The sequence below is a fragment of the Siphonobacter sp. SORGH_AS_0500 genome (genome assembly GCF_031453245.1).
GTDB lineage: Bacteria > Bacteroidota > Bacteroidia > Cytophagales > Spirosomataceae > Siphonobacter.
The window spans coordinates 2,525,681-2,538,025 of record NZ_JAVIYT010000001.1 but is presented as its reverse complement, the minus strand read 5'-3'; the positions used below and the strand labels follow the sequence as shown (position 1 = coordinate 2,538,025).

The 12,345-nt window shown below is 45.7% G+C and carries 12 protein-coding genes; 7 read left to right on the top strand and 5 right to left on the bottom strand.

Features of this window, described 5'->3' with window-relative positions:
* Nucleotides 1-85 precede the first annotated feature (85 nt).
* The 5 genes from ispG to uxaC all read left to right on the top strand — a co-directional run bounded on the left by ispG (nucleotide 86) and on the right by uxaC (nucleotide 4,822).
* Entirely contained in the window at nucleotides 86-2,098 is a 2,013-nt protein-coding gene (gene ispG, locus QE357_RS10695) for a (E)-4-hydroxy-3-methylbut-2-enyl-diphosphate synthase (RefSeq protein ID WP_309707304.1), read from the top strand.
* 83 nt (nucleotides 2,099-2,181) lie between these two features.
* Nucleotides 2,182-2,373 (top strand): DUF6728 family protein, encoded by a 192-nt coding sequence (locus QE357_RS10690; protein ID WP_106634796.1) that lies wholly within the window; start codon nucleotides 2,182-2,184, stop codon nucleotides 2,371-2,373.
* A gap of 15 nt (nucleotides 2,374-2,388) precedes the next feature.
* Nucleotides 2,389-2,751 (top strand): MmcQ/YjbR family DNA-binding protein, encoded by a 363-nt coding sequence (locus QE357_RS10685; protein ID WP_106634797.1) that lies wholly within the window; start codon nucleotides 2,389-2,391, stop codon nucleotides 2,749-2,751.
* Between the two features lie 4 nt (nucleotides 2,752-2,755).
* Nucleotides 2,756-3,307 (top strand): tetratricopeptide repeat protein, encoded by a 552-nt coding sequence (locus QE357_RS10680; protein WP_106634798.1) that lies wholly within the window; start codon nucleotides 2,756-2,758, stop codon nucleotides 3,305-3,307.
* 90 nt (nucleotides 3,308-3,397) lie between these two features.
* Nucleotides 3,398-4,822, top strand: a complete 1,425-nt coding sequence (gene uxaC, locus QE357_RS10675) for a glucuronate isomerase (protein ID WP_106635035.1) — start codon at nucleotides 3,398-3,400, stop codon at nucleotides 4,820-4,822.
* Nucleotides 4,823-4,872: 50 nt separating this feature from the next.
* On the opposite strand, the gene QE357_RS10670 is transcribed toward uxaC, so the two are convergent.
* From QE357_RS10670 to QE357_RS10660, 3 genes are all read right to left on the bottom strand, one after another.
* On the bottom strand, nucleotides 4,873-5,892 hold the full coding sequence (locus QE357_RS10670) for a thioredoxin family protein (RefSeq protein WP_309707299.1): 1,020 nt from the start codon (nucleotides 5,890-5,892) through the stop codon (nucleotides 4,873-4,875).
* A gap of 99 nt (nucleotides 5,893-5,991) precedes the next feature.
* Nucleotides 5,992-6,348 carry a gliding motility protein GldC gene (gene gldC / locus QE357_RS10665; protein ID WP_307143015.1) on the bottom strand — a complete coding sequence of 119 codons (357 nt, stop codon included), beginning with the start codon at nucleotides 6,346-6,348 and terminating at the stop codon, nucleotides 5,992-5,994.
* 247 nt (nucleotides 6,349-6,595) lie between these two features.
* On the bottom strand, nucleotides 6,596-7,372 hold the full coding sequence (locus QE357_RS10660; RefSeq protein WP_307143014.1) for a DUF4197 domain-containing protein: 777 nt from the start codon (nucleotides 7,370-7,372) through the stop codon (nucleotides 6,596-6,598).
* Between the two features lie 183 nt (nucleotides 7,373-7,555).
* Between QE357_RS10660 and QE357_RS10655 the strand changes: the two genes are divergently transcribed.
* A complete protein-coding gene (locus QE357_RS10655; protein ID WP_309707296.1) occupies nucleotides 7,556-8,815 on the top strand; it encodes a competence/damage-inducible protein A in 1,260 nt (419 codons plus the stop codon).
* A gap of 57 nt (nucleotides 8,816-8,872) precedes the next feature.
* The gene (locus QE357_RS10650) at nucleotides 8,873-10,195 is read left to right on the top strand and encodes a dihydrolipoamide acetyltransferase family protein (RefSeq protein ID WP_309707294.1); all 1,323 of its coding nucleotides are present in this window, start codon (nucleotides 8,873-8,875) and stop codon (nucleotides 10,193-10,195) included.
* A gap of 627 nt (nucleotides 10,196-10,822) precedes the next feature.
* Here the strand turns inward: QE357_RS10650 and QE357_RS10645 are convergent.
* Together QE357_RS10645 and QE357_RS10640 are read right to left on the bottom strand one after the other, a co-directional pair.
* Nucleotides 10,823-11,596, bottom strand: coding sequence for an acyl-CoA desaturase (locus QE357_RS10645; protein ID WP_106634803.1), 774 nt, complete (start codon nucleotides 11,594-11,596; stop codon nucleotides 10,823-10,825).
* 119 nt (nucleotides 11,597-11,715) lie between these two features.
* On the bottom strand, nucleotides 11,716-12,339 hold the full coding sequence (locus QE357_RS10640; RefSeq protein ID WP_309711360.1) for a DUF4159 domain-containing protein: 624 nt from the start codon (nucleotides 12,337-12,339) through the stop codon (nucleotides 11,716-11,718).
* Between the last annotated feature and the right edge of the window lie 6 nt (nucleotides 12,340-12,345).

The following is a 12,345-nucleotide window of genomic DNA, read 5'->3' as shown; positions in this document are numbered from 1 at the left end:
TAAGATTCAGGTATATTTTTAGTAAATAACTCGCGGATACGCCTGCCCCCCACTACCTTTGCAGGACGAGCTTTTATCTAAGTACATGCAAGTAAAATCGGAATTTCAAATGCCTGATTCCATGGCAGCTGGCCCATCCTATAGTCAATCATTAACTTCCTATACCCGTCGACCCACCAAACAGGTTCGCGTGGGAGATCTCTGGATGGGCTCTGATTACCCCATTCGTGTTCAGTCCATGACTACTGTAGACACGATGGATACCCTGGGTTCGGTGGAACAATCCATCCGCATGATTGAAGCCGGGTGTGAACTCGTGCGTATTACCGCTCCGAGTGTGAAAGAAGCTCAGAATTTAGATAATATTCGAAAAGAACTGAATCGTCGGGGTTACCATACTCCGATTTGTGCGGATATTCACTTTACCCCCAACGCTGCCGAGTTAGCTGCTCGTCTCGTTGAAAAAGTGCGGATTAACCCCGGTAACTACGCCGATAAAAAGCGTTTCGAAATCATTGATTATACCGAACAGGCGTATCAGGATGAAATTCAGCGGATTCGCGATAAATTCATACCCCTGGTTCGGATTTGTAAGGAATACGGCACTGCCATGCGAATTGGAACCAACCATGGTTCTTTATCCGACCGGATTATGAGTCGTTACGGCGACACCCCGGTAGGAATGGTAGAGTCGGCTCTGGAATTCTTACGGATTTGTGAAGATGAGAACTTTACGAATATCGTTATCTCCATGAAGTCTTCCAATCCTCAAGTAATGGTCGAGGCATATCGCTTGTTATCCAAAAAGTTACAGGAGGAAAAACTCAACCCTTACCCACTACACTTAGGGGTAACTGAAGCTGGGGAAGGCGAAGACGGGCGTACCAAATCGGCCATGGGCATCGGTACGCTTCTCGAAGATGGTCTGGGAGATACCGTTCGGGTAAGCTTAACGGAAGATCCTGAATTTGAAATTCCCGTGGCTCGTACGCTGGTCGATCGTTATAATAACCGCAGCGAAACCGCTTCCTTCATCGAACCGATTGACGTATTACCCATCGATCCTTATAGTTACTCGCGTCGGATAACGGCTGAAGTTGAAAACTTTGGCGGGAAAAATGTACCCCGGGTAATTGCCGATTATTCTCAAATCGACATCAGCGAACCCGCTGATTTACAACCCATCGGGCATTTCTATTTACCAGCTACCGATAAATGGGCGATGAACGACCTCGGAGCCGATTATATCTATTCTGGTACCCGGCCCGTTCCTTTCATGTTACCCAATGGACTGAAAGAAATCATTGATTATACAACCTGGAATACCCTCAAGGATCAGAGTCGAACTTATCCTCTACTAACTAAAGAGGAATACCTCATTACTATTCTGAATGGCAGCGTTTTACAGGCTACTCATTTTATAAAACTACAAATCAGCGATTGCGAAGGAGATATTCTGAATTACTTACAGGAAGATCCTTACGCCATTCTGGTTATTGAAACGAAGAATAAGCACGCGATGGCCGAGCTTCGTCGTTTGTTCTTCAAATTAGCCCAACATCGCATTCATTTGCCCGTAGTAACCCAGTGGACGCAACACAGTGATTCCGTAGATCAAACTACGCTTTACGCGGCCACGGATTGTGGGGGTTTACTGGTAGATGGCTTAGGCGATGGCTTGTTATTAAAACAGACTGATTCCGCTGATCTCCAGAAAAACAACGCTAAATTTCTAAACTCACTGGCGTTTGGGATTTTGCAGGCGGCCCGTACCCGGATGAGCAAAACGGAGTATATCTCCTGCCCTTCCTGTGGACGTACGCTATTCGATTTACAGGACACTACGGCCCGAATTCGACAAAGAACAGACCACCTCAAGGGAATTAAAATCGGGATTATGGGTTGTATAGTTAACGGCCCAGGTGAAATGGCTGACGCAGATTACGGTTATGTAGGTATGGGCGTAAACAAGATTGCTCTTTATCGCGGTCAGGAAGTGGTCAAACGCTCCGTTCCTGCCGACCGGGCACTCGACGAACTTATCGAACTTATGCGTGAAGACGGCGTCTGGAAAGAACCCGAAGCCGTTTTAGAGTAAATTAAAGTAGTTTGAGGTAGCTAGTATTCTATCATTCAGAATTCTAACTCAAAACTACAAACTCAAAACACCAAACGAATTTCATGGAAAATCGCATTAAAAAACAATTTCAACTGGGCGAAGCCTTTCGTTATTTTTTTCGCGTTTTCGGAAAAAAAGACCCCTCTCGCCCCGATAGCTTCAATTTAAGACTCATGCACGGCATCAACAAGATCAGCATTGTGATGTTCCTGTTTTGTTTGATTGTGATGATTGTACGGGCTTTTACTCGTTAATAAAAATTCATCCCCGTGAATTTAGAATTGTTCCGTGAGCATTGCCTGCGTATGCAGGGCGTTACCGAAGAAACCCCTTTCGGGCCTGACACCTTGGTTTATAAGGTAATGGGAAAGGTTTTTGCCCTAACCCCACTGGATACCGAATCATTCTCCTGTAACCTCAAATGCGATCCCGAAAGGGCATTGGAGTTACGGGAGCAATATGACTGGATTCAGCCGGGGTATCACATGAATAAAAAACACTGGAATACCGTTACGAGTCCTGTGGGAAGTTCAGATACGCTCATTAAGGAATTAACCAACCATTCCTACGACTTGGTGAAATCCAGTTTACCCAGAAAATTACAGGCTGAACTAGCTCAGCTTCCCAATTGAAACTATGGAAACGATTGCCCTGATCCTGTTATTCATTCCCTACGTGATTATTCGGTATTTCACGGAAGATCATGACACGCCCGCCGATAAGGACCGGAAGCGTTTCAGTGAGGGTATTGATCTGGTAAAGAACAAGCAATACGAAGAAGCTCACGCCTACTTCTTTTTGCTGGTGGATCGTTATCCTAAATCAGCCATTGCTTACCTCTATCGGGGCATTTGTAATTATTACCTCGGCAACTATTACTCGGCCCTGTACGACTTCACTCATTCCGCTTCTTTCGATAATACCCAGTGGGAATGTTTCCTTTACAAAGGACTTTCGCATTTAGAACTCGGCGAATCAGATCAGGCCTTTCTGGAACTGGATAAGGCCGTTTGGCACTCCCGTTCAGAAAATCCAAATGTGCTCCGTTTTCGGGGTGAAGCCCGTTACCGCCTCCAGCAAATGGACGCCGCTCGTCGCGACTGGGAGCAGGCCGCTCAGTTGGGAGATGAAAACGCCGCCCATTACCTGCAATTGCATTTCGGTTCGCCTACGCGACTGAAGAAATAACCCGGATCGGGCCGATCTTCATTTATTTTGAAACTTTTTTGAGGGATAGAGTGAATTTGTCAGGTCTTGACAGAAAAGAACGCTATTCGTATGAACGCCACATTACTCTCTGTTAAGCCGTTCCTGAGCGAAGATTTCCTCCTCCAAACTGAAACCGCTCGTGTACTGTATCATGATTATGCACGAGAAATGCCCATAATCGATTACCATTGCCATCTTCCTCCCGATCAGATTGCTGCGGATAAAAGCTTTGCAAATTTGACCCAGATCTGGCTTTATGGCGATCATTATAAGTGGCGTGCCATGCGGACGAATGGGGTGGCGGAACGCTATTGCACCGGGGACGCAACCGATTTCGAAAAGTTCCAGAAATGGGCTGAAACGGTTCCTTATACCATGAGAAATCCTTTATATCACTGGACTCACCTGGAGTTACAGCGATATTTTGGAATTGATCGCGTTCTGAATGGCCAATCGGCTAAAGAGATTTATGAGGAAGCTACGGCTTTGTTGAATACGCCGGATTACACGGTGCGGAACCTGCTTCGCCGGATGAACGTCGAGACGGTTTGTACAACGGATGATCCATCGGACGATCTGAAATTTCACCAGCAATTGGCGAATGAAGGTTTTGACATCAAAGTGTTACCGACCTTCCGTCCCGATAAGGCTATGCTTTCGATTGATGATCCGTTGGATTTTAATGCTTACGTCGACAAAATCGAAGGCGTTTCCAATAGTTCAATCAGTACGTACGACGATTACGTAGCGGCTCTCCGCCAGCGTCACGACTTTTTCGCTTCTTTGGGTGGTCGCTTGTCTGACCACGGCCTGGAGCACATGTACACCGCTGAGTATACAGAATCCGAAATTCGTACGATTTTTGCTAAAGCCCGCAGCGGACAGTTACCCTCCGTAGAAGAACGTCTGAAGTTCAAATCTGCCATGTTGCTCGAATTTGCCATCATGGACTGGGAAAAGGGCTGGACGCAACAGTATCACCTCGGTGCTTTGCGGAATAACAATGCCCGGCTGCTTCGTCAGTTGGGTCCTGATACGGGTTGGGATTCCATCGGAGACTTTGGGCAGGCTCGTCCGTTAAGCACCTTCCTCGGCATGCTGGATAACGACGATAAACTGGCCAAGACCATTCTTTATAACCTCAATCCAGCCGATAACGAAGTGTTTGCGACGATGATCGGTAATTTCAACGACGGCAGCACACCCGGCAAGATTCAGTGGGGTTCGGGCTGGTGGTTTCTGGATCAAAAGGACGGCATGGAGAAGCAGATCAACGCTCTGTCTAACATGGGCCTGCTGAGTCGCTTCTTAGGAATGCTAACGGACTCCCGCAGTTTCCTATCCTACCCTCGTCACGAGTATTTCCGTCGTATTCTTTGTAATATGATTGGAAATGACGTTGAAAACGGGGAGTTACCCGCCGACACCGAATGGCTCGGCCAGATGGTTCAGAACATTTGTTACAACAATGCGAAAGAGTACTTCAAGTTTTAATTGAGAAAGAGAGTACATAACAAACGGCCCGCAGTGACGGGCCGTTTGTGTTATCTTCTCCCCCGGCTTAACAGCATAGTTGCTTTCTGTACTACCTGTGGGTTCTGTGACTTACCTTTTAAGTAATTTCCCAAATACGTAAACTCATCGGGTCCCGGACTTCCTAACTTCTCGTACTGATTGACCCGGTCAATGACCTGAGCCCATTGCTGGGTTTTGATCAAGGCATTCAGTTCAGGAATCAGTGTTCGATTTTCGATTGATTTTCTATCAAATCCCAGCGTATTTAAGTAAGACCCCAATTTCTGAATTCGTGCGGGACTCATAGTGGCCGCCCGGCTGGAGTATAGTGTCGTCATGACAATGTACTCACCGATCTTCTTTAAATCTTCGGCGGGAAATTTCGACTTATACAAGGCCAAATGGTTCATGAAGTAATCAAACAAGGGATTTTCGGCATCGAGTAATACCTTCTGGATAACCGTAAACGCGGCTTTCGACGTATACTCAGCAGGCTTGAGTGCTTTCGTATAAGCCTGCATGGCCTGAATGTTACTCACCGTATCTTTCATAATACGGCTAAAATACCCGTAGTCTGCCAGAAAACTGGGATTACGTTCTCCCTGCCGAAAACGATTCTGATAATTTTGAGCCCGTTGTTTGGAGTCTGCCACCTTACTAGCCAGAGCGACTAAGGGTTGTACTGCATTTTCAGTACTTTGAGCGTGAATGAGCTTCACGTTCGAATCAAAAAACAGAAATAAAGGTAAGGACGGAACAAACAGGTTTTGCTTCGCCAGAAAAGCCTGAGCCTCGGGCGTATTGACGTCCAGCTTATAACTCACAAACCGATCATTAAATGCTTTCCCTACGGAAGCATTTTTAAAGGTCGGAATAAAACTCTCGCAGATGTGACACGTAGGCGAATACACTTCCAGGAAAACTAATTTTCCCTTTGTCTTCGCCTGGGTGAAAGGCGTCCGAAGATTACCCGGAATAAAGTTAACGCCTTGCCCGAAGGCATAAGTACTGGTGATAAGAAAGGCTAAAACCCAACTGAGTTTCCGCATAAAGATTGGAAAATTTGATCGTTTGAAGTTTGAGAAATGAAATTAACGCTTCCATCGCTAAAGCGAAATTTATCAAACGATCAAACTACCTATTATAAATTATTTACCGCCATTTCGCTGTAACTCTTCGAGTTCAGCCTTCAGGTTACGGCTCAGAATTTTGCAAACGTCATGGATTTGCTCGGCCATTTTCTTATCGCCCGTGGCTGATATGATAGAATCTGCCACGCCTGACATGATTTCAATGTAAAATTGCTTCATGTCGCCTACTTCCATGTCTTTCGTCCATAAATCAAGCTTCATCGTTGCCCGGTGGTAACGATCCCAGGTGGCAATAGAAACGGCCTGCGTGTCATTCAGCCCTTCGTTTGGGTTGTCTGAAGCATCCCAGTAAATTTTGTTGGGAACGTTATTCTCGTCTAATTCAACGTCAAAATGGATTTCTGCTTTTTTCATAAATGAATGGCATGCGTGCCCGTTTCAAAAAATTTAATCAGGTTAGTAAAGGGCAAAAGCCTTCGATAAGTTCCTTCTTTATGGTTGTTTGTTAGTTGTTGAAAGTTGTTGGTTGGTTCTGTTTGTAGAGATTAGTTACTATTTCTCTTCCGCTGTCAGCTTTTTCGCTGGCAGCAACCAGTCAAGTATCAGGGAAGGTACTGCCAGCAAAAAAGCTGGCAGCGGATACATTAAACTAAGCACCTAACTACTGCTGGCCAAAAACTTTTTTCAGCAAATCAGTCACCCGGGCCTGTGGATTCTCGCGGATTTTCGCCTCCTCCTGTTCAACCAGTTTAAATAACCCATCAATCGCTTTACGAGTGGCGTAGTCATTCAAATCAGGGTTCAATTTCTGAGGTACCAATGGCAATTTATTATAACTCGTTACGATTGTACCGTAATATTTAGTGGCCTGCGTCTTTTCAATCGAAGTCTGAATCACTGGCGAGAATTCTTTGTAAAGAGCATCAAAGGATGTACGTTTTAGATATTCCGTCGCTGCGTTTTTCTCCCCTTTCAATATATTAATGGCATCGGGAATCGTCATTTTCGTGATCGCATCCACGAAAATAGGGAATGCTTTCTTCGACGCGTCTTCAGCTCCCCGGTTCAGGGTTAATACAAACTGATCGACTTGTTTTCCTAAACCAATTCTTCGTAACGTACTTTCAGCCTTCTGAATCTCAGGAGGTAATAAAATTTTAATCAAGGAATTTTTAAAGAAACCATCCGTCTTTGAAGCCTGATCGGAACCATTGCGAATACCGACGGTTAAAGCTTCCTTAAGACCTTTGGCAATTTCATCCGAACCTAAACCCGTTGCCGAGGAACTTTGATTCAGAATCGTTCCAGCCTTTTGAAGAATGCCGCCCCAGCCACTTTTTTTAGGAGCTGCCTGGGTAGTATCCGTCTGAGCCTGAACTATTTGTGTAGTCAATCCTAGTACTAACAGACTACCAACCCATGTTTTTACTGATTTCATAAAGATTCGTGTGGTTGATGTTTTAAATTGGGTCAAGACTTTTTATGTAGTTTTGAGCTGCAAAATTAGAGCAAAATCGAAACATACCGCCAGATATTACGATTAGCTTTATGAAGCGAAGATGATCAACGATGTTGTCATCCTCTCTCCTAGTTTCTGGTACAGACTCCTTACGTAGAAAAAATGAATACCATTACTGCTGAAATTATTACGATTGGAGACGAGATTTTGTTTGGACAAATCACGGATACCAACACCCAATGGATCGGAGCTGAGTTATCAGCCATTGGCGTTCGAACCATTCGAAAAAGCTCCGTGGGCGATCATAAGTCTGAAATCTTACGCATTCTGGCCGAGGCCGAACAACGAGCGGACATCGTTATTATCACGGGCGGACTCGGTCCCACCAAAGACGACATCACGAAAACAACCCTTTGCGAATATTTTGGAACCAGTCTGGCTATCCATGAAGAGGCTCTGGTATTTGTTACCGAATTTTTCCGGAAAAGAGGTCGCGAGATAACCGACATTAATAAGGGCCAGGCCGCCCTGCCCTTAAATGCGACGTACATCCCTAATACCCGCGGCACTGCTCCGGGCATGTGGTTTCAGGAGCGTAATACCATTTTCGTTTCCTTACCTGGCGTTCCGCATGAAATGATTGGCTTAATGACGGACGAAATCATTCCCCGCCTGAAGCAATCATTCGAATTACCCGTCATTTATCATAAAATGATCAAAACGATTGGGATTGGGGAGTCCTTTCTGGCGGAGCGAATTGAAGCCTGGGAAGACGCCCTCCCTTCGCACATCAAGCTGGCTTATCTGCCTTCCATGAGCATGGTAAAGCTGCGACTCACCGCTACGGGAACAAACGTGGATGTTCTGGAAAAAGAAGTCCAGGAACAGGTAATAAAAGTTTTACCTTTAATTTCCCCCTACGTTTTTGGCTACGATTCGGATGAGTTTGAAGACGTCGTTGCTGAGTTACTGAAAAAATCAGGACAGAGCCTCTCAGCGGCGGAAAGCTGCACTGGAGGGTACCTTTCCCACCTGATTACCAAGATTCCAGGATGTTCAGCGTATTTTGAGGGTGGCGTGGTAAGTTACTCCAACGAAGCCAAAATGCACACGCTGGGCGTTCAGGAACAAACGCTGCTTGCCCACGGAGCAGTCTCCGAAGAAACCATTCGTGAAATGGCCGAAGGCGTTCGTAAACGTTTTCAGACTACCTTTGGACTCGCAACCAGTGGAATAGCTGGCCCTGATGGCGGCACTGCCGAAAAACCCGTGGGTACCGTCTGGATTGCTCTGGCTACGCCTCAACAAACGATTACCAAAAAGCTCACCCTCGGAGGAACCCGTGAACAGAACATTCATCAGTCGGCTATTTCCCTGCTGAATGTATTAAGAAAGGTTCTGCTCAATATTCCTTTGGATTAATTGCTGAAATGACTTTGAATCAAGAATTCATCGTCGTTTTATAAACACAGTTTTCTTATGACTGAGATTCTCATGCCTGCCATGGGCGAAAGTATCCACGAAGCAACCGTATTAACCTGGCTGAAAAAGCCCGGCGATCACGTGGAAATAGATGAGCCTCTGCTGGAAGTAGCAACGGACAAAGTAGATACCGAAATTCCTTCTACGCATACAGGTATTTTGAAGGAGATTTTGATTCAGGAAGGTCAGGTTGCCGTTATTGGCAAACCCATTTGCCGCATGGAAAGTACGGGAGTGGCTACTCCTGAAGCGAAACCGGAGCCCCCTACTCTGGATGAAAACAGCAGTCCAGAGGAAGTAGCCAGTTTCCTGGAAAGTTCTGTTCACTCGGCAGCGGCTTCACTCGGCCCGCGTTTCGAAACACCCGCTACTCAGGGTCGTTACTACTCCCCTTTAGTTCTCACTATTTGCGAGAAGGAAGGTATTTCTATGGAAGAGCTCAATGCGATTCCTGGGACTGGAGCTGACGGTCGGGTAACCAAGAATGATATTCTGGATTACGTGGCCAATAGACCTGCCCAGAAGCCTACTCCTGAAACACCCCAACCCGTTGCGGCACCAACGCCAGCCCCTGCCAATGCTCCTAAACCCGTAAGCGTTAGTAGCGGTACTGTAGAGATTGTTGAAATGGATCGGATGCGGAAGATTATCGCCGAACGAATGGTGGATTCCAAACGCATCGCTCCTCACGTAAGCAGCTTCGTTGAAACGGACATGACCACGCTTTCTCGCTGGAGAGATCGGATGAAGGGTCAGTTTCAGAAAGAATACGGTGAGAATCTGACCTACACGCCTTTATTAATTGAAGCCGTGGTGAAGGCGATTAAAGATTTTCCGATGATTAACAGCTCCGTCGAAGGAGATAAAATTCTGGTCAAGAAAGCGGTTAACGTAGGTATGGCCGTTGCTCTTCCCAATGGTAATCTGATCGTTCCTGTGATTCATAACGCGGATCAATACAATCTGGTTGGCTTAACCAAGAAGATCAACGATTTGACGAAACGGGCTCGTGAGAACAAACTCAAGGCGGAAGATCTGGTAGATGGAACCTATACCGTTTCAAACATTGGTTCTTTTGGAAACATCATGGGGACACCTATCATTCTGCAACCTCAGGTAGCAATCATGGCTTTCGGCGTTATTCAGAAAAAACCAGCAGTTATCGAAACGCCCGAAGGTGATGTAATTGCGATCCGTCAAAAGATGTTTATCTCTCACTCTTATGATCACCGCATTGTTGATGGCTCACTGGGAGGTCAGTTTGTCAAACGAGTGTCAGATTATCTGGAAAACTTCGATCCAAACCGCAAGCTGATCTAAGTCAGGCTATTACTACTAGGAGGTTTTGTAGAAGAAATAGCTTAGCGTCGGTTTCTGCCATAGCTGGTGTCTCATCAGTACCCCAATCATTTGTATGCAAATAGTGATTGGTGAGACACCAACCAAGGCGTAAAAGTTAAAAAGTCGTGTTTGGCTTCTCTGCCCTGGTTGGTGTCTCACCAACCACCGTTTGCATAAAGGTTAAAATCGCGTCTGGCTCTCCCCACCATGGCTGGTGTCCCACCAGTCCACTAGTCGTTTGTACGCAAACCGAGGCTAGTGAAACACCAAGCTCGGCGTAAGGTAAAAATCGCCTCTTACCCAGACGCGATAAAGTCGCGTCTCTACTTGGAAATCCCCCGCAGTCGCTCGGCTAAAGCCGAGTGACCACCTAGCTCTAGGCCTCTGGCCGGTAGGATGCGAACCCATAATGGGCCAGATAACATCTTTCTCCAACAGAAACAGGCTGGTGAACATCGGCCAGAGGCCTACCAGTTATAGCGTCACTCGGCTAGAGCCGAGCGACTGCGTAAGGCAAATAGAAGAGTTCACTTATAACCTCTCGATTATTCCAATAAAAAAGGACGACTCATACGAATCGTCCTTTTTTTATTGGTAACTTTTTAATTAAGCTTCCACTTCCTGTAATTCTTTAGCTTTGACAGGCTTCAAGCGGATGATACGCATCCAGTGGAGCGTCTTGATTACCGGATAGGTAGGATCAAATTCAAACCATTTTGAAGCAAAGTTTACCTGGTTAGGTAACTTGTGGTGGTTGTTCTGGAATAATTCACCCATCATCAGGAAATCCAGAATCAGTGAGTTACGAGACTTATCGTTGTTATCGTAGTTCTGGTAACCGTATTTGTGACCACTCCAGTTTACGATTGCACCGTGAACGGGGCCCATCAGGAAGTGAATAGGCAACAGGAAGAAAAACGCCCAGTGCATATCAAACCAGATGAAAGCAGCAATGTAAACCAAAGAATAAGCCGTACCCCAGCCGATGCGGGAAATCCATGAATCACCGATTTTCTCAATGGTGTTCCAGTAAGGATAGTTACGATCAAATTGTGGTTCAATTTTGGTTTTACCAAAAAGAATCGCGTTATAAATGTCTTTCGTCTTCCACATCATCGTGAAAGCGTTGCTTGAGTTGTGAGGTGAGTGAGGATCTCTTGGACCATCGCTAAACGCGTGGTGCATCCGGTGAAGGATCGCATACCCTTTAGGACTCAGGTAACTCGAACCTTGCGAGATGTACGTAAGCAAGTAGAAGAAGCGTTCCCAAAACTTATTCATCGTAAACATCTTATGAGCAGAGTAACGATGCAAAAAGAAGGTCTGGCTGAACAGCGACAGGTACCAGTGAATAATAAATGTTGGAATAATTAGTTGCATTTCGGCAGAATTAAAATTGTACCAGTGACAAAGTTAAGAATCAAACTCCAGCTTTAGCAGGATAGTTGCAAATGTTTATAAAATATTCAAAAAATTTTTCATACTATACATTTCCAGAATTATAAAGTGGTCATGGCGTAATAAACCAAATTGGCTCCCATTCGCAAGGCTTGCTGCCGCACGGTTTCGGGGTCGTTATACACACTTTGATCTTCCCAGCCATTTCCTAAGTCACATTCGTAACTAAAGAAACAGACCAGTTTTCCCTGCCAGATTAATCCCCAGCCCTGCGGCGACTTGCCATCGTGTTCGTGCACTTTGGGTAAGCCCGCGGGAAAAGGAAACTTCGCCTTGTATAGGGGATGATTAAAAGGTAACTCGACAAAATTTAGCTCAGGAAAAACTTTTTTCATTTCTCTACGGACGAACTTTTCCAGTCCGTAGTTATCGTCAATATGCAGGAATCCTCCCGCTATCAGATACTTACGTATATTTTGAGCTTCGGATTCAGTGAATACTACATTCCCATGCCCAGTCATGTGCACAAAGGGGTAATTAAAGAGTTCAGGACTCCCCGGCTCAACAATATCTTCCTCCGCCGCCAGATTGGTTTTCAAGTTCTGATTGCAGAATTTGATCAGATTGGGTAATGAAGTTTTATTACCATACCAATCGCCCCCCCCCCCGTATTTCAAGCGGGCAATTCGTAGCGAAGCCTGCTGAGCCCAGGTATTCAGACTCATCAAGCA